Here is a 21,034-nt window from a genome sequence, read left to right as displayed (position 1 = left end):
CTCGGGCTTTTCTGTCCTTATCTGAGATAGTTTGGATGACTTGTATTGATAATCGGGTAAACTGGATCAAATCTTGATCGTTTTTGGAATAGATGTCACAGAAGACCGAGCTGGAAATCCTGTTGGCTGTTGTTGATCATGGCAGCTTTTCTGCCGCAGCCAGAGCGTTGGGATACACCCCTTCTGCCGTTGGCAAGAGGGTCCACCAACTGGAGCAGCGGTTGAATGTGCCGCTTCTGGTCCGCTCGACCCGACGGATGACTCTGACTGAAGCAGGTCGGAGATATGCAGAGGAAGCACGTGACCTGATTGCCCGCCTGACAGCACTGGAAGAGGATATCTCAGATGATGCTTCCACGTTGCGCGGCACGGTACGCCTGACAAGTTCAGCCGCGCTTGGGCGACGGTTTGTAGTGCCCCTTGTGATCGAATTCATGGAACACCACCCGGAGGTCGAGGTTGAGCTGTTGTTGACGGACAAGATCATCGACCTGATCGGCGAAGGCTTTGATCTCTCAATCCGAACAGGGATATTGCCGGACTCGTCGCTCGTCTCACGAAAACTTATGAACAACCCACGCATTCTGTGTGCGGCGCCTTCCTATATTGAACAACACGGCAGTCCCGGAAAGCCCGAGGATCTCACGATCCACAGATGTCTGCGTCTGGGGCAGGAAAGGCAGCTTTCAGATTGGGGATTTGCTCAGCCACAGGGCGGAAACGCGCGGCTTGGATCGGGCTTTTCATGCAACAACCTGGAAGCGCTCCATGCGGCGTGTATATCGGGGCGCGGCATTGCATGGCTGCCTGAGTTCCTCACCGCGAGCGATATCAACAAGGGACGCCTTCTTCCATTGCTGAAGGAATACGCATGTCCGGATGCTGGTGGTGGTGTGTTCCTTCTGCGCCCTGAAACGACATTTCTACCGCAACGCATTCGCACCTTGATTGACTTCTTTGCAGACCGGTTCAACGAGATGAGACGCGATTGAACAGGGAAAGACTTGAGCACTGAGTTGGGTGCACGACCATTCTCAAACATAGGAAGAAGGCACAACACTGAAACCTAAAGGTTCGTCGACGTTGAAACCTCCCTTTTGACAGCAACTCAAAGGAGGAGAAACGCCGTGGAACTCCACAAGGCCCCGAAATCACACCCGTTTGTTCCTGAAAACCGTCCGAACTCAAGTGGTTGCGGGCGAACTGATGGTACCAAAGTTGAACGGAACCAAAATGAAGTCAAAGGAATCTGAGCTGAAATGAGTTTCTCGCCCTCACAGCTATTCTGCCGAGATCATTTAAAAATGTGATTGATTTTTGGCGCACCTGAGAGGATTCGAACCTCTGGCCTCTGCCTTCGGAGGGCAGCGCTCTATCCAGCTGAGCTACAGGTGCCTTGGCCGTTAGCTAACCTTGTTCCAATCCGGGTGCAACTGAAAATCGTGATTGTTGCACCCTCTTTGAAACCAAAATCAGGCGAAGAGATCATGCGCCAATTCAAGCGCTTCGATCAGCGTATCGACCTCATCCGTCGTGTTATACAGACCGAAGCTGGCACGACAGGTCGCCGTGACGCCCAGATGATCCATAAGCGGGCCTGCGCAGTGATGACCGGCGCGGACGGCAACACCTTTTTTGTCCAGAATGGTGGATACATCATGCGCATGGCCGGCCCCATCCAGCGTAAAGCTGAAGATGGCTGCCTTGTCTGGCCGCGTGCCCTGAACCTGAAGCCAGTTAAGACCGTTCAGGCGCTGCATGGCATAGTCCCGCAGGCCGGATTCATGGGCAGCAATGTTGTCCATTCCCAAATCCATCATGTACTCCAGCGCAACACCCAGGCCGATGGTTTGGACAATGCCGGGTGTTCCGGCCTCGAACTTCATAGGCGGATCGTTGTAGATCACCTGATCCTTGCTGACCTCTTTAATCATGTCACCGCCACCGACAAAGGGGCGCATCTCGGCCATGCGTTCGGACTTGATGTAGATCGCACCCGACCCCGACGGGCCATACAGCTTGTGGCCGGTAATGGCGTAAAAGTCGCAACCGATGTCCTGAACGTTCACCGGCATATGCACCGCGCCCTGACTGCCATCAACCAGAACCGGAACGCCCTTGGCATGCGCACCTTCGGTGATGGCTTTGACATCCACGACAGTTCCCAGCACATTGGAACATTGCGTCACGGCCACAAGTTTGGTTTTCGGGCCGATTGCATCGATCACCGCCTGGGGATCCAGTCCTCCGTCAGCGTCGACATCCACCCACTTCAGAACGACGCCCTGCCGCTCGCGCAGAAAATGCCAGGGCACGATGTTGGCGTGATGCTCCATGACACTCAGAACGATCTCATCCCCGGCTTCCAGGCGCGGCATGGCCCAGCCATATGCAACAAGATTGATCCCTTCGGTCGTTCCTGAATTCAGAACGATCTCATCCTCGTTCGATGCCCCAAGGAACCGGGCGATGATGCCGCGGACGGCTTCGTACTTCTCGGTTGCCAGATTCGACAGGAAATGCAGTCCGCGGTGAACGTTCGAGTATTCCTCGGCATAGGCCCGTGTCACCGCATCGATGACAATTTGAGGCTTTTGCGCCGAGGCCCCATTGTCCAGATAGGTCAGCGGCTTGCCGTTCACTTCACGCGCCAGAATTGGAAAGTCTGCACGGATTTTTTCTACGTCATACATGGTTTTCTTTTCCCTATACCGGGGCGTTGGGCATCAATGCGAGTACAAAGGGCACGGCAACCACGCCGGCCAACAAAATGACCCCAAATGCTTTCCAGAGCGATCCGAATTTATGGGCTTCATTCAGGAAATGAAGCGTGACGTAAAGGCTCAGAACAAACGTTGCGAGAGAAAACATCAGCATCAAGAACGGAAGGACCATCGCCAAAACAAGAGTGATGAGCATCGCAACGATCTGAAGGTATTGCAGCCAGACTATCAGTGTCATGATGCCATTAAACGTCGCGACGCCGCCAAGTAAGCGCCCTGCAAACAAAAACGCCAGAATGCTGACAAGCAACAAGGCAGCCGAACGTATCAGGTAAAGACCGACTGACTCTGATACTGGCGCCAGTTCCCCCTCCTGGAGCGGCAGAAACTGAAGCCTCCCAACCTGCACCAGGCAACTCAGAACAACCGCCAGGAAAAACGCCAACCAAAGAACCTCGCGCCCGAGGCGGATATTCAATAACTGCCGGGCGACCACGGCCGGATTGATCACAGTTTGAACGGCAAGGTTAACAACGTTCATTCTGCTTGCCTTTGCGCTTGTCTGAGACCGGCCAGCCAGAACCAGAAAAACACCCCGAGCCAGATCAAACCGACCAGAGTCAATGCCGGCCCCGGTCCGATGAACCCGGCGACCAGACCATTCAACAGAACCAGAGGGGTTGATGACAGCAGTGCCCAGAACAACGCAAGACGGGCTCCGTAAGCTGTTCCGCGCCCTCCGACCAAACGGGCGGCTCCAAAAGATGCAAAAGCCAGCGCGTAGAAGAACAGCGGCAGGATGATGACAGTGCCCAGCAAGGCCCCGCCCAACAGCATATTTAGCTCAAGCCCTTCCAAGTGCGCTTTTCGGGCAAGGCTGGGCAATTGCGCGACAAAGGCCACCACGCAAAAGGCCATGACAAACACCAGCGCCCTGTCTTCCCGCTGACCCATTTCAAGAAGCCGACGCACCACGCGCCCCGGCCCCCGGTATGTGGCCAGTATGTCTGACGAAACGGCCATCAACTACGACGCGCCAGCCACCCTTCCAGACGGCTTACGATCTCTTCCGCCAGAGCGCTGTCTTCGATCTCATCCACCGCTTCGGCCAGGAAAGCCAATGTCAGCATGTTGGTCGCGTCTTTGGTCGGAACACCACGGGACCGCAGATAAAACAGCGCGGTTTCGTCGATCGCACCCGAGGTCGAACCGTGCGAACACGCCACATCATCGGCGTAGATCTCAAGTTCAGGCTTGGCGAGGAACTGGCTGTCACCGTCCAGAAGCAGCGATTGGCTGATCTGATAACCGTCAGTCTTCTGGGCACCTTCCTTCACAAGGATCTTGCCCTGAAACACACCGGTCGCCCCGTTGCGCAGCACTTTCTTGAAAACCTGGCGGCTTTCGCAATTCACCGCGTCATGGGTGATGAAAACCGTGTCATCATGGTGGAAGTCGCCATCACCAACGCATGCCCCTGCGACATGTGCAATGGCGTCATCGCCGGTCAGCTCGACAATCTGCTCATTGCGGGTCAGCACGCCATTCACAGTCAGTGTGAAGGACTTGTAGACCGACTCCGTGCCCAGTCGGGTAAATAAATGGGTCGCAGCGCGACGCTCATGATCCCTGCCCTGCGCGCGCACATGGTGCAGCGTGCCCTTGTCAGCAATGTCGATCTCCATGCATTTGTTGAAGCGTGACGCCGCCGGGCCGGTTTCCAGAATGGTCGCCTCGGCGTCGCTTTCCACGCGAACGATATGGTGCAGGATCGCATCAGAGGTCGGCGACGCATGACGATAGATCAGGTTGATCGGTTTGGACGGTTTGCCAGTAACGTGAATCGCCACGCCATCTGATGCAAAGGCCGTATTCAGTGCCGCCAAGGGGCGCTGGACCGGGGACTGACCGCGCGTTTCAAGTACGCCATACAGGTCTTTCGCCCAATGAATGTCCTTGCAGCAGATGTCCTCAAGTCGATCAATGGTCACGCCTTCCAGCGATAGGTCGTCCGACTCTTCGGCACTGAATTCACCGTCCACAAAGACGATGTTCAGCCGGTCGAGTTCGCTGAACATCAACGGCTCGTCATCAGCAAACACCGCAGCCGGGGTTGCGTCTGGTGAGACCAGCGTATCCGGTTGAGTGTACTTCCAGTATTCGTCACGCCGCCCAGGCAGACCGGTTTCCAGAACACGGGCCAGCGCGTCTTCGCGCGCGGCGCGGGTACATCCCGCGTCAGGCATGGTTAGAGCAGACAGCCGTGCCTCGGTTGCGGATTGTTTGACTTCGGGCAAGGCCATCAGTTCACCTCGGCAAGAATGTCGGCATAACCGTTGTTTTCAACCTCAAGCGCCAGATCGGGGCCACCGGTTTTGACAATGCGGCCATCGGCCATGATGTGAACAACGTCAGGTTTGATGTGATCCAGCAGGCGCTGATAATGCGTAATGACCAGGAACCCACGACTTTCATCGCGCAACGCATTCACGCCTTCAGCGACGAGTTTCATCGCGTCCACATCCAGACCCGAGTCGGTTTCGTCCATGATGCACATCTTGGGTTCCAGCATTGCCATCTGCAGGATTTCATTGCGCTTTTTTTCACCACCCGAGAAACCAACATTGACCGGACGCTTGAGCATATCCGCGTCGATCTTCAGCGTCTTGGCTTTGGCACGCACTTCCTTGAGGAAATCCGCAGCGGACAGTTCATCCTCACCGCGCGCCTTGCGTTGCGCATTCACAGCGGTGCGCAGGAACGTCATGTTTCCCACGCCCGGAATTTCGACTGGGTACTGGAACGCAAGGAAAACGCCGGCCGCAGCACGTTCTTCCGGTTCCATCTCCAGTAGGTCATTACCGTCCAGCGTGGCAGAACCCTCGGTCACTTCGTACCCGTCGCGACCCGACAGCACGTAGCTGAGTGTTGACTTGCCTGACCCGTTCGGCCCCATGATTGCGTGTACCTTGCCGGCCTCAACCGTCAGGTCCACACCCTTTAAGATCTGCTTGTCTTCTTCTTCAAGCTTTACGTGCAGATTCTTGATTTCCAGCATTTTTTATCCTTTTGCGTATCGCAAGGGGCACTCTGGCCCCGAAACCTTCTTATCCCAGAAACTTGCGGATCAACCTCGCGGCGATCCAGCCCAGGATCGCCCCTCCGCCAACCGCCCAAACCGGGTTGATGAATTCCATGTGGTTGATGTTGACGTAAGCCATGCCAAGCAGACCGCCAAGAACCGGCAATGCGTACCCCAGCCAGGTCAGCACGTCTTCTTTCCGGATGCCGTTTCGTGACGCCCGCGTCATCAGCCGACCGACCCTTCAAGCGAGATTGCCACAAGTTGCTGCGCTTCCATGGCGAACTCCATCGGCAGTGCTTGCAAAACGTCTTTGCAGAACCCGTTGACCACCAAGGCCACGGCCTCTTCTTCGTCCATGCCGCGCTGACGACAGTAGAACAGCTGATCGTCATCCACCTTGGATGTCGTCGCCTCATGCTCAACCCGCGATGAGTTATTCTTGACCTCGATATACGGAACCGTATGTGCCCCGCATTTGTCGCCAATAAGCAAGCTGTCGCATTGGGTATAGTTCCGGCTGTCCTTGGCTTTCGGATGCATCGAAACCAGACCGCGATACGTGTTCTGTGCCTTGCCCGCGCTGATGCCCTTGGACACGATGCGCGACTTGGTGTTCTTGCCCAGATGAACCATCTTGGTGCCGGTATCTGCCTGCTGGTAATTGTTGGCAATTGCGATCGAGTAAAACTCTCCTTGGCTTTCTTCGCCCCGCAGAATGCACGACGGGTATTTCCATGTCACGGCCGAACCCGTTTCGACCTGCGTCCACATCACCTTGGATCGATCGCCACGGCAGTCGGCACGTTTGGTCACGAAGTTGTAGATGCCGCCCTTGCCGTTCTCATCCCCGGGGAACCAGTTCTGAACGGTCGAGTATTTTACCTCGGCGTCTTCTTCCAGAATGATCTCAACCACGGCTGCATGCAACTGAGCGGTGTCGCGCTGAGGTGCGGTACAGCCTTCCAGATAAGAGACGTAAGAGCCTTTGTCAGCGATGATCAGCGTGCGTTCGAACTGGCCTGTGTTTTCCGCGTTGATACGGAAATATGTGCTCAGCTCCATCGGACAACGAACACCTGGCGGGATATATACGAATGACCCATCCGAAAACACGGCCGAGTTCAGTGTCGCATAAAAATTGTCCGACACCGGAACTACAGTGCCCAGATACTTCTTGACCAGTTCAGGATGTTCCTTGATCGCTTCTGAAATCGAACAGAAGATCACGCCGGCCTTTTTCAGTTCGGCCTGAAAGGTCGTGCCAACCGAAACGGAATCAAACACCGCGTCGACAGCAACCTTGCGGCCCTCAGCCGGGGCGTCTTCAGCACCTTCGACACCGGCCAAAATCATCTGTTCTTTCAGCGGGATACCCAGCTTTTCGTATGTGGCTAACAGCTTGGGGTCGACCTCATCCAAGGATTTTGGCTTCTCTTCCATCGATTTCGGACGGGCATAGTAATACTGGTTCTGAAAATCGATTTTGGGATAGGTGACCATGGCCCAGTTTGGTTCTTCCATCTTGGTCCAGCGTTCAAACGCGGCCAGACGCCATTCGGTCATCCATTCCGGTTCTTCATTCTTTTCCGAGATCAGACGGACGATGTCCGGGTTCACACCTTTCGGCGCGTACTCCATCTCAATGTCAGTGTCCCAGCCGTATTTGTAGGTTCCGGCCTCGCGCACCGCATCAACGGTTTCCTGATCGACACCTTCTTTAACCTGGGTCTGGTCCAAAGCGGCCATGACTTACCCTCCGTCAGATCACGCAGCTCGCGCGCGATGCTTTTTCTCTTTCTCAAGCCACGTCTCGGCGAAACGCAGCACATCTTCTTCCGTTGTCCGAGGTCCCAGCGACACGCGGATTGCGCTGCTGGCTGTCTCCTCGTCAAAACCCATTGCGGTAAGCACCGCGCTGGCACGAACCTTGCCACTGGAACAGGCAGAGCCCGCACTGACGGCAAAACCCGACAGGTCCATCTGCATGACCTGGGTTTCACCCTTCCAACCGGGCGCAGCAAAACACAGGGTGTTCGGCAAGCGTCGCCGCCCTTTCCCGACAAAAATAGGTGATTTTACAGCGGCCTCAAGAGCGTTTTCTAGAATATTTCTAAATTCTTCGACCTGCTCCCAAACGCCATTGGCCAGATCCCGTGCTGCAGCTTCAGCTGCCGCGCCGAACCCCACGATACCAATGACATTTTCGGTCCCAGACCTGCGGCCCATTTCCTGGCCGCCCCCCTTGATCTGCGCCGCCAGATCTGTTCCTCGCTTCATCACAACGGCACCGACACCCTTTGGGCCGCCCAGCTTATGGGCGGAAACCAAGGCCATCTGCGCACTCATCCAGTTGAACGCGAGGGGCAGCTTGCCAAAAGCCTGTGTGGCGTCTGTCACGGCCAGACCGGACGGCAGTGTTTGAACAATCCCTGTCTCTGAGTTTGCCAGTTGCAATGTCGACATTTCAGGTGCGGCCACCTGCACGTCTCCGAACTCAGAAACCGAAAGATCCTCTTTGATCCAAGCTCTTACCGCGTCATGCTCAATCGCTGCACCGTGCAATTGGCGCCTCGACAATGTCAGCGCCGCACCTTCGGTTGAACCAGATGTAAAAACAATATCCGCTCCATCCGCCCCAAAGGCCGATGCAACCTGAGCCCGAGCACGTTCGATCAGAGCTTTGGCGGCACGACCTTCCGCATGAACCGACGAGGGGTTGCCACAGACATCCATGGCCGCAATCATCGCGTCCCTCGCTTCTGGACGCAGCGGCGTTGTTGCGTTGTGATCCAGATAAACACGTTTCATAGATACATCTTTTTGCCGGCAGACTTCATTTCTTACCTCGCCTGTTCAGTTCATTCATCTACAACAGAAAACAGGCTCGGAACGGCCGGGCACGGGGCGAGGTCGTTCTTGATCACATCCGACAAGCGGGTTTGATGCAGGAACACATAGACATGTGCGCTGAGACTTTCCCAAAGCCGATTGGTCAACGATTGCGCACGACTGCCGGATGAAGCTCCGGACGCTCCTGCCCCTTTTTGCAGGGCATCAACGGTTTCGTCTACGGCCGCCAGTATCTCGACAACGCGAATTTCAGACGCAGGGCGAGCCAGTCGGTACCCGCCACCGGGTCCGCGAACGGAAGACACCAAGTCCGCCCGACGCAGTTTGACAAAGAGCTGCTCGAGATACGGTAACGAGATGTCCTGCCTCTCGGAGATTTCCCCAAGCGTCACCAAGCTTTCTGTCGGATGAAGCGCTATATCCGCCAGAGCGACCATTGCGTAACGCCCCTTGGTCGACAGCTTCATTCCATGTCTCCTCTCAGCAGGATTTGCGCGAAATCATTGACGCCGACGCTGCCAGTGCGTATCTCCGACTGGCAGCGTAAAAAAGCGCCATGCAATGTAATTAGAACCGTTCTAAGGTGCCCGACGATTATCGTCAAGTATGTCCGGGCATCTGTACGAAAAAGACAGGACCAAAGCACACATGCCCGAGGTGATTTTTCCCGGACCCGAAGGCCGCCTGGAAGGCCGCTACCACCCGCAAAAGGAAAAAGACGCACCGATCGCCATCGTGCTTCACCCGCATCCTCAATTCGGCGGGACCATGAACAACAAGGTGGTCTATAATCTGCACTACGCCTTTTACAACATGGGCTTCACCGTGTTGCGCTTTAACTTTCGCGGTGTCGGTCGCAGTCAGGGCGAATATGATCAGGGCGTGGGTGAGCTGAGCGATGCAGCCTCGGCGCTGGATTACCTGCAATCGATGAACAACAATTCGAAGCACTGCTGGGTTGCAGGTTTCTCGTTCGGTGCGTGGATCGGTATGCAACTGCTGATGCGCCGCCCTGAAATCACGGGATTCATCAGTGTATCGCCCCCTGCAAACATGTACGATTTTTCGTTCCTTGCCCCCTGCCCGTCTTCCGGCCTGATCATCAATGGCACGGCTGACAGGGTGGCGCCTCCGGCTGACACAACCTCGCTGGTGAACAAGCTGCACGAGCAAAAGGGAATCACCATCACCCACACCGAGGTGGAAGGGGCCGATCACTTTTTTCAGGATCGACACATGGACACGATGATCACCGAGGTCAGTGACTATGTGAAACGGCGCCTGACCGAGAACACCCGCTAATGTCCGACACCATCACATCTCTTGCGGCCAAACTGGCCGAAGATACGATGAAGGTTATGGATGAGACAGGCGAAGACAGATTTTTTGTCGAAGTTGGTGAAGTGCTCGGGGCAGCATCTCAGTCTCTGGAAGAAGCGTTTCTGACGGAAATTCGTGTTCGTTTGGCTGAACGGAAGGCCAGGCAGTTTGTAATCAAACGCCTGTCTGCGCATCGCGCCAAACTGAAGGCCATCGAAAAACAATGACCGACCGTTTGTCGGCGCAAATCGCATTTCTGAAACGGGCTGACGAACTGAAAATGGTCGAGCGGGCAAATGTCCTGCTTGACCAGTCGAGGCCCGAGAATTCCGCGGAGCACAGCTGGCATCTGGCCTTGTGGGCCCTGGTCATGGCCCCGTTGGCGGGGTCGGATGTCTCGATTGATCGGGTCATCCGTATGCTTTTGCTACATGATCTGGTTGAGATCGTTGTTGGCGACCACCCAATTCATCTTGAAACAGATTGGGCTTCGGTTGCCAAGGCTGAGCAAGCCGCAGCTTTGGAGTTGTTTGGACTTTTGCCAAAGGATCAGGCTGATGCGCTCCACGCTTTCTGGCGTGAATTCGAGGAGGATCAGTCCCCCGACGCCCGGTTTGCCAAGATACTGGACCGGTGTCAGCCACTGTTTCAGGTTCTGTGTGCCCCTAACCCCAATCCGGACCACGTGGACATAGCGCGTTCAAATCTCGAAGGCGGCCGTGCAGCCTATCTGGCACAGGTTTTTCCGTTGGCCTACGAGCATGCCATCAACCTTCTGGCCGGCACAGATACGCGCGCCAATGCGTTTACGACCCGGTTGCCGTTTCTGACTGAAGCCGATCAGCTGAAATCCGTTCTCCGCGCCTCGCGGCTGATGGCGGGTGATCGTTTTGAAAACTCGGCGGAACACTCGTGGCACATCATGCTCTACGCCTGGGTCCTGTCTGAAAGCGCGCCTCAGAAGATCAGTGTTGATCGGGTGATTCAGATGCTGTTGCTGCACGATATCGTCGAAATCGACGCCGGCGATAATCCGATCCACGGGCAGGTCGATCACGCGGCGCAAGCCGCCAAGGAACAAGCGGCGGCCAAGCGGTTGTTTGGCCTGTTGCCTGACACTCAATGCAAGGGCTTCACCACGCTGTGGCAAGAGTTTGAAGCTGCAGACAGCCCAGACGCCAAGTTCGCCAAAGCCGTCGACCGTTTTCAGACACCTATCGCCAATCTGGAAACCGGTGGCGGGTCATGGGTCGATTACAAGGTAACATATGCCCAGCTTGAGGCGCGAGTTCAGCCTGCAATTGCAGCGGGGTCTCCTCGGCTTTGGGATTGGCTGCAACCGCAACTGGCTGCGTATTTCCAAAGCGGCGAGGCTCTTCATCACTAGACAACAAAGGAAAAAAGGAGCCGGAAGGCTCCTTTTTCCCTGCTTAGTTCTGCGCGGCGCTAAAAAACACTACTACCATCAAACTGTTGAACCATGTTGGCTGCTTCAACTTCGACGGACCCCCCGTCAGCAAGCCACCCAATCACCACAATCAGACCCGAAGCAAATATGACGGATTTCGAAAATGTCGTCATCACTCAATACTCATTAACAAAAGATAAAATATGTTGAGAACATTACACTAATTCGATTTTCAGAACAGTAAGGTATACCTGACCTCGGCTGGCGTTCTACCTGGTTGAGATGGAAATTTACCTTGCTCAGACCTTCAATTTCATGCTCAACGCGATGTGTCTTCCCCATTTGAGGATTCAAATGCCCCAAGCGTATCTGTATCTGATGCTAGCCGTTATTGCGGAAACCATTGGCACCACCGCGTTGCAGGCCAGTCAACAATTCACGCGGTTTTGGCCGTCCGTCCTTGTGGTCGTGGGGTACGGAGTCGCTTTCTACTTCATGGCGTTGACGCTGAAATTCATGCCTGTTGGCATTGTCTACGCGATCTGGTCAGGTCTGGGGATTTTTCTGATCGCCGTGATCGGTTTCATCGTTTTCGGTCAAAAACTGGATTGGCCGGCGGTACTTGGACTTACCATGATATTGGCGGGAATCCTGATCATTCACCTCTTTTCCAAGACTGCTGGTCACTGATCCACGGTTAGGGCTGGTATATTTTGTCGCGCCGCGCTATGCGCGCGGCAACTTCCCGTTCAAAGGCTGACCTCTCATGGACCTGCGCAATATCGCAATCATCGCTCACGTTGACCACGGCAAGACGACCCTGGTGGATGAGCTGCTCAAACAATCCGGCGCGTTCCGGGAAAACCAGTCCGTGGCGGAACGCGCCATGGACAGCAACGATCTGGAACGCGAACGTGGTATCACCATTCTGGCCAAGGCAACGTCGGTCGAGTGGAAAGACACCCGCATCAACATTGTCGACACACCCGGCCACGCCGATTTCGGCGGTGAAGTGGAACGCATTCTCAGCATGGTCGACGGAGTTGTCCTACTGGTTGACGCCGCAGAAGGCCCGATGCCGCAGACCAAGTTCGTGACCTCCAAGGCCCTGGCGCTGGGTTTGCGCCCAATCGTGGTTCTGAACAAGGTCGACAAACCGGACGCGGAACCTGACCGCGCACTGGACGAATGCTTTGACCTGTTCGCAAACCTCGGTGCCGATGACGACCAGCTGGACTTTCCGGCGATGTACGCCTCGGGCCGTTCGGGCTGGGCAGACATGGAGCTGGATGGCCCCCGCAAGGACCTGAGCGCCCTGTTTGACCTGATCGTCGATCACGTCCCTGCCCCCAAGCAGGTCGAGCACAAGGACGAGCCGTTCCGGATGCTGGCCACAACTTTGGGCAGCGATCCGTTCATCGGCCGCATTCTGACAGGTCGTGTGGAAAGCGGCACTCTTAAGGCAGGCGACAACCTCAAGGCGCTCAGCCGCGATGGAACGGTGATCGAAAACTTCCGCGCGTCGAAAATACTTGCATTCCGCGGACTGGCACAGCAGCCCATCGACGTGGCAGAAGCCGGTGACATCGTCACCATCGCAGGCATGAGCAAAGCCACAGTGGCAGATTCCCTTGTTGCTCCGCAGGTCGAAGAAGCCCTGCCTGCACAACCCATCGACCCGCCGACGATTACCGTTACTTTTGGGATCAACGATTCTCCGTTGGCCGGTCGGGATGGCAAAAAGGTTCAGTCACGCGTTATCCGTGATCGCCTGATGAAAGAAGCCGAATCGAATGTCGCGATCCGCATCACCGACACGCCCGGCGGCGAGGCATTCGAGGTCGCAGGCCGAGGCGAATTGCAGATGGGTGTTCTGATCGAGAACATGCGCCGTGAGGGTTTCGAACTCAGCATCTCGCGCCCGCAGGTTTTGTTCCGCGAAGAAAACGGGCAACGTCTGGAACCCATCGAGGAAGTCACCATCGACGTGGATGATGAATACTCCGGCTCGGTGATCGAAAAGATCACCGGCGCACGCAAAGGTGAGTTAGTCGAAATGCGCCCCGCAGGTGCTGGCAAGACCCGCATCATTGCCCACGTACCGTCCCGCGGCCTGATCGGCTATCACGGCGAGTTCCTGACCGACACGCGCGGTACGGGCGTATTGAACCGCGTGTTCCACGACTGGGCTCCGCACAAAGGTCAGATCCCGGGGCGTCGGGCGGGCGTTCTGATCTCGATGGAAAAAGGTCAGGCCGTGGCTTATGCCCTCTGGAACCTCGAGGAGCGTGGTCGGATGTTTGTCGGCCCCCAAACGGATGTCTATCAAGGCATGGTGATAGGTGAGCATTCTCGCGACAATGATCTGGAAGTGAACCCGCTGAAAGGCAAGAAACTGACCAACGTACGCGCCAGCGGTTCAGACGACGCCGTTCGCCTGACACCCCACATTCAGTTCTCACTGGAAGAGGCGATTGCGTATATTGACGACGATGAACTGGTCGAGGTCACACCCAACGCTGTACGCCTGCGTAAGCGCTTTCTCGATCCTCACGAACGGAAGCGGATGGCCAAGTCGGCCTGATCATTCGGGCAACCCGCCGTCGCAATCAGAAACAATTGCCTCAGTGTGGCATTTTTGCGTCCAAACGGACAAAAGATGAAAAATGGGCAACCGGGCAATACGCCCGGTTTTCTTTTGAAAAGAATATTCTTTCTGCTTTAAGTTGCATTAAGATTTTCCCACTCACCCATTCCACATATTGTGATTGAGACCCATTTAAGGTGAAAATATGCCAGTTGTGTGACGTGGTTCATAAACACCGGCGCATCGGTGGTTCATATGAACACGTAGTTGAATATCGAGTTTCGAGGAGTTTCCAATGGGCGTCCAATCAAGCAGTATCCCGCTTTTTTTTGTAGCCACTACCTTTTTGTTTTCGCCCACTGGCGAAGCATTCGCAGCCGGGACGTGTACGATTCAAACGGCCAGACAATCCGCTGCGTCCGCGCAGGTTCTGTGTGAGTGCGACGCTGTAACATCGGGTATGATCCGATACATTCAACGCCGGCACGATTTCGATCAAATTCTTGCGCGTGTCGGAGCTGAATGTACGCCACTTGCAGACTTGCTTTCTGATTTTCCGACAGCATCGATCGGCGCAAGTGATCAGCGGTCCGGTGATGGTCCGTCTGATGAGACTGCCGACAGCAGCCCCGCTTTCGGTGGTGGCGGCGGTTCAGGCGGTGGAGCTGGCACCACTGGCGCTGGAGGCGGTGGCACTGGTGGTGAAAACGAAGGCGGTGGCGAAGGCGGCGGCGAAGGCGGCGGCGGTGGCGAAGGCGGCGGCGAAGGTGAAGGCGGCGGCGAAGGTGAAGGCGGCGGCGAAGGTGAAGGCGGCGGCGAAGGCGGCGGCGAAGGTGAAGGCGGCGGCGAAGGCGGCGGCGAAGGTGAAGGCGGCGGCGAAGGCGGCGGCGAAGGTGAAGGCGGCGGCGAAGGCGGCGGCGAAGGTGAAGGCGGCGGCGAAGGCGGCGGCGAAGGTGAAGGCGGCGGCGAAGGTGAAGGCGGCGGCGAAGGTGAAGGCGGCGGCGAAACGTTCTAGTGTGGAAGCAAAAATACCGGTGCAAGATTCGATTGCACCGGTATTCACTTTCTCAAAAAAGGTTTTCAGTTTTCCTCAGCTATGCCCGTAAACACCAACCCAACTTCCGGGCCGGTTCGGGTCTTGCATACGAAGAAACAGGTACCGCGTCGCTGTCCAGGGTTTGATACGGTTTGTGAGGTTGTCCAAAACCAAATCACCGTTTGAAGAGCGGTACACCAGCACCGCATGAGGCACCCGGCGCGTGTCCAGAACAGTAGCGATCAAGAGTTTGCTTGGATCGACCCCCGCATGGATCAAGTCTCTTTTCTTCAACAGCGCGAAGTCCTCACAATCACCGCCCCTGGCGGTGGGCAGCGCCCATCGCTCGGTCGTTTTGTACTGAGATTGATCGGTGACTTCGCGGGTCGACCTGTTCACACGCCGGTTAATTTGTTCGACAACCTTCAGTTCTTGCTGACTGGACAAGGATACGGATCGCTTTCCTGCGCAGGCCCAATTGTATTGAGCGCACAAGTTGGCGGCTCCGGACGGAGGTGGTGAAGACGCGACACTTGGGATAAACCCGTTCCCGGACGCATGCGCGACCGAGGTCATGGCAAAGGTGCAGATGCCTAAAACACAGATGCTGACGACCCGCACCGAAACCGGCAAAAGTCTGGAACCAATCCGTTTGGCCAGATTTGTAAAGTGTTTCATGCCTGTACCCCAATCCGGTGTTTTTCGCACGATCGCACGTCAAACAGGGTCGCATTCCGATTCATGAAACTATCTGCGAACAACCCTGCCCAAGCAATCACCTAAAAAGTTGAAGGGGAAAAAGGGCGAAATTTCGTCCGCTAATCTGACCTTTTCGCGCAAGAAATTGGATGGCGCGGCCACAATTCGGGCGCGAAGCTCTAAAATCTGCGACACCAAAGTCACGTAAGTGCCTGCAATAATGTAAAATTAAACTCAGCCCATGTTTGCGGGCTGAGTTTCCTTGATCGATTGTGACATAAGCAGATGATTGCCTATTCGTTGCCAGACTCTACGGCAAACGACGTTTCAAGTCGTGAAACCCTGGCGATCACTCTGTGATTTCAACCACAACCAATTCACGTTCACTTGCCTCGCGTGCGTGACTCAGTGCCTGCTGATAATCATCCGAATTGTAACACTCGACCGCTGCTTCAAGCGATGGGAACCGGGCGACGACATTACGTGGTCGTTCCTTGCCTTCCAACTGAACATAACGCGCGGCACGGGCGATGAAGGCTCCCCCGTGCTTGGCAATGGCTGGTCCAGCCAACTCGGCGTATTTTCCGTACGCCTCAGCATCAGTCACCGTTACGTGTGCAATCCAAAGTGCCGCCATCTTATCCTCCCAAAACCTGTTCTGCGGCCTTGATCGCCGCATCCGCATTCGACGCGTCCTTGCCGCCGCCCTGAGCCATATCCGGACGACCGCCACCGCCTTTGCCGCCCAATTCCACCACGGCGGCCTTGACCAGGTCGACCGCCGAAATGGTCCCTGTCAGGTCTTCGGTAACGCCGGCCGCAACCGCAGCCTTGCCGCCTGTATCCGCGATAAGCAGCACCGCACCTGACCCAAGTCGAGCCTTGTGTTCGTCGATCAATGCCGGAAGATCTTTCCCGGATACACCGCTGAGGGCCTGTGCCATGAACTTCACTCCGTTCACATCACGTGCCTCGGCGCCACCACCCTTCCCGGCCCCGCCGGACATCGCAAGATCACGACGCAACTGAGCCACTTCATTCTGCAGTGACTTGCGTTCTTCCAACAGGCTCTTCACGCGTGCCACCACATCGTCCGGCTGCGCCTTCAGTTCCAACGCCACCTGTGCAAGGCGTTGATCCTGCGCCGAAAGGTACCGAAAAGCTTCATCCCCGGTCAGCGCTTCGATGCGCCGTACGCCAGCGCTGCTTGCGCTGTCCCCCATCACGACAAACGTGCCAATGTCGCCCGTCTGGCGCACATGGGTACCGCCACACAGTTCAATCGACCATGTCTCGCCATCATGGCCCTTGCCCGTGGACGCCTTGCCCATCGAAACAACACGAACCTCGTCACCGTATTTTTCACCGAACAATGCCTGCGCGCCCAGTTTGCGCGCATCATCTGGTGTCATGACCCGTGTCTCGACAGCCGAGTTCTGGCGGATGAAGTCGTTCACCTCACGTTCGACTTTCTGGATTTCCTCAAGACTCAGCGCTTTGGAATGGCTGAAGTCGAACCGCAAACGATCGGCCGCATTCAGCGAGCCGCGCTGCGCTACGTGGTCGCCCAGCGTTTCCCGTAGTGCTTCGTGCAGCAGGTGCGTGGCCGAGTGGTTGGCCCGGATTGCAGTGCGGCGCGCATGATCGACTTCCAGCTCGACAGCATCACCTTTTGACACAGCACCGCTGACGACCGTCACCTTATGTGCATAGACCTTCCCATCGGCGAATTTCCTGCTGTCCTCCACCCGGCTGAGGTGATCGCGATCTTCAAGGCGCCGCAACTCGCCAGTGTCACCGACCTGGCCACCTGCCTCGCCGTAGAATGGGGTCTGGTTCACCACGACCCAGCCGCTGTCACCCGCATCGATCTTTTCAACCAAAGCGCCGTCAACAACCAAAGCAGCAACCTGAGCTTCAGCCTTCTCGGTGTCATAGCCAAGGAAGTCGGTCGCCCCGGCGGTATCCAGAACATCGAACCAGACTGCCTGATCAGCAGCTTCACCCGACCCCGCCCAGGCAGCTCGTGCCTTGGCCTTCTGTTTTGCCATCGCCGCGTCAAAACCGTCTGTATCAACCGTCCGGCCCTTCTCACGCAGCGCATCCTGAGTCAGGTCCAGCGGGAAGCCATAAGTGTCGTACAGCTTAAAGGCCGCTTCACCGGATAATGGCGCACTCTCGGAAAGGCCAGATACTTCGTCGTCAAGCAGCTTCAGCCCCCGATCCAGCGTCTGCTTGAAGCGGGTTTCTTCAAGCAACAAAGTCTCTTCAATCAATGGCTGTGCCTGGGTCAACTCTGAATAGTGCCCACCCATTTGTTGTACGAGTGACGGTACGAGTCGGTGCATGACCGGATCCTTGGCGCCCAACAGGTGAGCATGGCGCATGGCACGACGCATAATGCGACGCAGAACATAACCGCGGCCGTCATTGCTCGGCATCACGCCATCCGCAATCAGGAACGAGGTCGAACGCAAGTGGTCTGCAATCACACGGTGGTGCACGTTCTGATCCCCGTAAGGATCCACGCCAGTCGCATCGGCCGACGCTTCAATCAGTGCCTTGAACAGATCGGTGTCATAATTGTCATGGCTGCCCTGCAACAATGCACCGATGCGCTCGAGCCCCATGCCCGTATCGATCGATTGCATGTCGAGTTCGACCATCGAGCCGTCTTCAAACTGCTCGTTCTGCATGAAAACGACGTTCCAGATTTCAATGAATCGATCGCCATCCTCTTCGGCCGATCCCGGAGGGCCACCCCAGATGTGGTCGCCATGATCGTAGAAGATTTCGGTACACGGGCCGCAGGGGCCGGTCGGACCCATCTGCCAGAAATTGTCACTGGTGGCGATGCGGATGATCCGGTCTTCGGGAACACCGACCTTTTTCCAAATTTCAAACGCCTCGTCATCAGTATGATAAACCGTAGCAAGCAGGCGGTTCTTGTCGATTCCGAATTCCTTGGTGATCAGTTCCCACGCGAACGGGATCGCTTCGTGTTTGAAGTAATCACCGAACGAAAAGTTCCCCAACATCTCGAAGAATGTATGGTGGCGCGCAGTGTAGCCCACATTGTCGAGGTCGTTATGCTTGCCGCCAGCACGCACACATTTCTGCGCTGTGGTGGCGCGCTTGTAGTCACGTGTTTCCAGGCCGGTGAACAGGTTCTTGAACTGCACCATGCCCGAATTGACGAACATAAGCGTAGGGTCGTTGCGCGGAACCAGCGGGCTGGACGCCACGACCTCATGCCCCTGTTTTTCAAAGTAGTTCAGAAAGGTCGATCGGATGTCGTTCAGGGTTGGCATAGGGCTCTCTCGGCGCACGTAAATCTTGGTCTCCGCAGGTTTATCCCCCCGTCAGAGGAGTGTCCACAGCAGAGGTGTGCCCGAATGAAACAAGGCGGCCCGACGTCAAGCCACTATAGGTAAATGTTGACGAGCTTTCGACCAGCAGCTAGGCCGCTGGTCGTTTTCGTTAGAAATATGAGCTTGTGACGTGCCGGAACCCGAGAAGGCTTCGCAAAATCTGCGAACAAAATAAGAACTCGGCTTCCTCGCCTGCCTGGAGGTTTCTGAGTCAATTTTTGCCGCAACCCACTTTGTGACCTTTACGGCGTATTTCCTGACCCAAGAGAGGGGCGCGACCGACCAGCTACTCCGGGTTCAAACTTGGCGCGGGGCAAGGTCTGCGGGTCTGGAGATGAGCGCACCTATGTTTGCCCAAGTTGCGGACGGTCTAGCATCCTCAAATCCAACAAAGCATTGGCGGAAGAATACGCAAGGCTCTCCCGCCTGAATAGAAGAACAAAGCATTAAAGTTGTCCGAGTGTTGCATGTGTCAATCACGGAGCGACCGTTGAGCTGATGCCCAGCCGGTATCGAAAGTTCGGCAAAACGGCCAAAGGAGATCCAAGATATCAGTGCAGAGCGTGCAAGAAGACCTTTTCGATTGGTCGCTCGACGAGGCGACAAAAACGTAGAGATCTAAATGGAAAAGTCTTTAGATCGCTGGTTAATGGCGTGACGCTTTCAGCTATCTCACGATACCTCGATACATCACTTCCGGAAGTCTATTCGAAGATCGACTTCATCCACGAGCAATGCCAAGCCTTTGCAGCAGAGCGGGAGAAGCGACTTCCCGAAGTATTTGAAGGAAATAGTCCTCACTTCGCCACGGACACACATATCCTTCAGGTGAACTGGCCTGACAAAGGTATTCGTAAACTTGTAGAAGTGCGCCAAATGTGCACCGTCCACAATGATAGCAAGTATGTCATCGCGTCTACAACAGATGTTGATCCCGACATTCACCCGCTTGCCGTCGAAAAGGCGATGGACATTGTCGGTGACAAAGACAAGCCTCGTTCTATGCGAGAGAAAGCTCGGATTTGGTTTGCCAGTGAGTACATCGAGTTCATTTGCAAACGACACGAGGCGACCAACCCAAAATCAAGTAGGTGGCACCGTAACAAAAAGCCTAGAGAGCTTGATGACGATATCAGGCTCCTTGAGAAGGCCGCGAGGGTTCGACAAGACGCGGCCGAGTTTGCGCATATCATGCTGCTCAAGAAGAAGATCGGTAAGAAGTATCGACTGCTGAACTTTTCAGTTGACCGCGATACGGGTGTCTCTTCAGCCTTTTTGGCTGTGTTTAAAATGAAGTGCAGAAGAGCTTGGTGCGGATTGCAGACGTCACCATAGCAAAGAATGAAAGCCATCCGCGGCGCCTGGGGTTTGTGACTGATGGTAACAGGGAGTTTGAGCGCGCGGAGCATTTGATGCGTCAGGCAGGGTTCTTGCCTGGAGGTGGTGATCAGGCTGTCTCCAGGCCACAGGACGGCGCCATGGAGTACCTTTTGGAAGCCTCCTTTGGCAATATGGCACTCTCCGATATCAGGGAGCTCCTAATGGATCATACCGGTCAGTCTGAAACGGCCGGCATTCACTATCCGTTCCACTTCATTAATGAGCCGCATAAGCGGGTGATTTTCCGCACTGACCCGACACGATTAGACTATGCCCAGATGGCCCAGTTCGCAGTTCGGGCGGGAACGCATCCGGTAGACATGTATCACGCTCGGGCACGGACCAAGGTCATGGGATTTGAGCGTGGCTTGTCAACCTCGGGCCGCAAAAGCCTGTGGTACTACAAGCAGTACTACAATCCGGTTATGGTCATGAAGCTGGTGGATATCCTGAGGTTTGCCCATAACTACACCGACCTCATGGTAAAAGAACACAAGAGCCCAGCTATGAAGCTCGGTATTGCAAAGGGCTTCGTCTATGATCGGAATCTCTTCAGTTTCTAATCTAGTCAAGCG

21 protein-coding genes and 1 tRNA gene are annotated in these 21,034 nt (G+C 55.6%); 9 read left to right on the top strand and 13 right to left on the bottom strand.

Annotated elements, in window-relative coordinates:
- The first annotated feature begins 92 nt into the window (after positions 1-92).
- Positions 93-992 carry a LysR family transcriptional regulator gene (locus tag D1823_RS05275; protein ID WP_117868932.1) on the top strand — a complete coding sequence of 300 codons (900 nt, stop codon included), beginning with the start codon at positions 93-95 and terminating at the stop codon, positions 990-992.
- 326 nt (positions 993-1,318) lie between these two features.
- Here D1823_RS05275 and D1823_RS05270 read toward each other — a convergent pair.
- The 10 genes from D1823_RS05270 to D1823_RS05225 all read right to left on the bottom strand — a co-directional run bounded on the left by D1823_RS05270 (position 1,319) and on the right by D1823_RS05225 (position 9,125).
- Positions 1,319-1,395, bottom strand: a tRNA-Arg gene (locus D1823_RS05270).
- 77 nt (positions 1,396-1,472) lie between these two features.
- Positions 1,473-2,693, bottom strand: coding sequence for a cysteine desulfurase (locus D1823_RS05265; protein WP_117868931.1), 1,221 nt, complete (start codon positions 2,691-2,693; stop codon positions 1,473-1,475).
- 13 nt (positions 2,694-2,706) lie between these two features.
- The gene (locus tag D1823_RS05260) at positions 2,707-3,234 is read right to left on the bottom strand and encodes a YIP1 family protein (protein WP_254683800.1); all 528 of its coding nucleotides are present in this window, start codon (positions 3,232-3,234) and stop codon (positions 2,707-2,709) included.
- 26 nt (positions 3,235-3,260) lie between these two features.
- Complete coding sequence (locus tag D1823_RS05255; RefSeq protein WP_117868929.1) at positions 3,261-3,746, bottom strand: YIP1 family protein; 486 nt, start codon at positions 3,744-3,746, stop codon at positions 3,261-3,263.
- Positions 3,746-5,026, bottom strand: a complete 1,281-nt coding sequence (locus tag D1823_RS05250) for a SufD family Fe-S cluster assembly protein (protein ID WP_117868928.1) — start codon at positions 5,024-5,026, stop codon at positions 3,746-3,748. Before D1823_RS05250 ends, D1823_RS05255 begins: the two co-directional genes overlap by 1 nt.
- Positions 5,026-5,781, bottom strand: a complete 756-nt coding sequence (gene sufC / locus D1823_RS05245) for a Fe-S cluster assembly ATPase SufC (protein WP_117868927.1) — start codon at positions 5,779-5,781, stop codon at positions 5,026-5,028. Before sufC ends, D1823_RS05250 begins: the two co-directional genes overlap by 1 nt.
- 49 nt (positions 5,782-5,830) lie before the next feature.
- On the bottom strand, positions 5,831-6,034 hold the full coding sequence (locus D1823_RS05240; RefSeq protein WP_117868926.1) for a hypothetical protein: 204 nt from the start codon (positions 6,032-6,034) through the stop codon (positions 5,831-5,833).
- On the bottom strand, positions 6,034-7,554 hold the full coding sequence (sufB, locus tag D1823_RS05235) for a Fe-S cluster assembly protein SufB (protein WP_117868925.1): 1,521 nt from the start codon (positions 7,552-7,554) through the stop codon (positions 6,034-6,036). Before sufB ends, D1823_RS05240 begins: the two co-directional genes overlap by 1 nt.
- An 18-nt stretch (positions 7,555-7,572) precedes the next feature.
- A complete protein-coding gene (locus D1823_RS05230; protein ID WP_117868924.1) occupies positions 7,573-8,616 on the bottom strand; it encodes a cysteine desulfurase family protein in 1,044 nt (347 codons plus the stop codon).
- A 50-nt stretch (positions 8,617-8,666) separates the two neighbouring features.
- The gene (locus D1823_RS05225) at positions 8,667-9,125 is read right to left on the bottom strand and encodes an Rrf2 family transcriptional regulator (protein ID WP_117868923.1); all 459 of its coding nucleotides are present in this window, start codon (positions 9,123-9,125) and stop codon (positions 8,667-8,669) included.
- Positions 9,126-9,306: 181 nt separating this feature from the next.
- Here D1823_RS05225 and D1823_RS05220 point away from each other — a divergent pair, with 181 nt between their 5' ends.
- The 6 genes from D1823_RS05220 to D1823_RS21855 all read left to right on the top strand — a co-directional run bounded on the left by D1823_RS05220 (position 9,307) and on the right by D1823_RS21855 (position 14,988).
- Positions 9,307-9,960: an alpha/beta hydrolase gene (locus tag D1823_RS05220; RefSeq protein ID WP_117872752.1), complete on the top strand. Its 654-nt coding sequence runs from the start codon at positions 9,307-9,309 to the stop codon at positions 9,958-9,960.
- A complete protein-coding gene (locus tag D1823_RS05215; RefSeq protein WP_117868922.1) occupies positions 9,960-10,205 on the top strand; it encodes a hypothetical protein in 246 nt (81 codons plus the stop codon). The genes D1823_RS05220 and D1823_RS05215 overlap by 1 nt, the downstream gene beginning before the upstream one ends.
- Complete coding sequence (locus D1823_RS05210) at positions 10,202-11,365, top strand: HD domain-containing protein (RefSeq protein ID WP_117868921.1); 1,164 nt, start codon at positions 10,202-10,204, stop codon at positions 11,363-11,365. The genes D1823_RS05215 and D1823_RS05210 overlap by 4 nt, the downstream gene beginning before the upstream one ends.
- Before the next feature lie 375 nt (positions 11,366-11,740).
- Positions 11,741-12,076 (top strand): multidrug efflux SMR transporter, encoded by a 336-nt coding sequence (locus D1823_RS05205; RefSeq protein WP_117868920.1) that lies wholly within the window; start codon positions 11,741-11,743, stop codon positions 12,074-12,076.
- A 76-nt stretch (positions 12,077-12,152) separates the two neighbouring features.
- Positions 12,153-13,970: a translational GTPase TypA gene (gene typA, locus D1823_RS05200; RefSeq protein ID WP_117868919.1), complete on the top strand. Its 1,818-nt coding sequence runs from the start codon at positions 12,153-12,155 to the stop codon at positions 13,968-13,970.
- A 463-nt stretch (positions 13,971-14,433) separates the two neighbouring features.
- A complete protein-coding gene (locus D1823_RS21855; RefSeq protein ID WP_162896773.1) occupies positions 14,434-14,988 on the top strand; it encodes a hypothetical protein in 555 nt (184 codons plus the stop codon).
- Positions 14,989-15,063: 75 nt separating this feature from the next.
- Here D1823_RS21855 and D1823_RS05190 read toward each other — a convergent pair whose 3' ends face one another.
- The 3 genes from D1823_RS05190 to alaS form a co-directional block, all read right to left on the bottom strand.
- Entirely contained in the window at positions 15,064-15,687 is a 624-nt protein-coding gene (locus D1823_RS05190; RefSeq protein WP_254683799.1) for a transglutaminase-like cysteine peptidase, read from the bottom strand.
- Positions 15,688-16,057: 370 nt separating this feature from the next.
- The gene (locus D1823_RS05185) at positions 16,058-16,345 is read right to left on the bottom strand and encodes a DUF1330 domain-containing protein (protein WP_117868918.1); all 288 of its coding nucleotides are present in this window, start codon (positions 16,343-16,345) and stop codon (positions 16,058-16,060) included.
- Position 16,346: 1 nt separating this feature from the next.
- The gene (gene alaS / locus D1823_RS05180) at positions 16,347-19,019 is read right to left on the bottom strand and encodes an alanine--tRNA ligase (RefSeq protein WP_117868917.1); all 2,673 of its coding nucleotides are present in this window, start codon (positions 19,017-19,019) and stop codon (positions 16,347-16,349) included.
- Between the two features lie 714 nt (positions 19,020-19,733).
- On the opposite strand from alaS, the gene D1823_RS05175 reads away from it, so the two are divergent.
- Entirely contained in the window at positions 19,734-20,414 is a 681-nt protein-coding gene (locus D1823_RS05175; protein WP_117868536.1) for a hypothetical protein, read from the top strand.
- Positions 20,390-21,022, top strand: coding sequence for a hypothetical protein (locus D1823_RS05170; protein ID WP_117868916.1), 633 nt, complete (start codon positions 20,390-20,392; stop codon positions 21,020-21,022). The genes D1823_RS05175 and D1823_RS05170 overlap by 25 nt, the downstream gene beginning before the upstream one ends.
- Positions 21,023-21,034: the final 12 nt, after the last annotated feature.

The organism is Ruegeria sp. AD91A, from assembly GCF_003443535.1.
In the GTDB taxonomy this organism is placed as follows: domain Bacteria; phylum Pseudomonadota; class Alphaproteobacteria; order Rhodobacterales; family Rhodobacteraceae; genus Ruegeria.
This window is presented reverse-complemented; position numbering and strand designations above follow the sequence as displayed.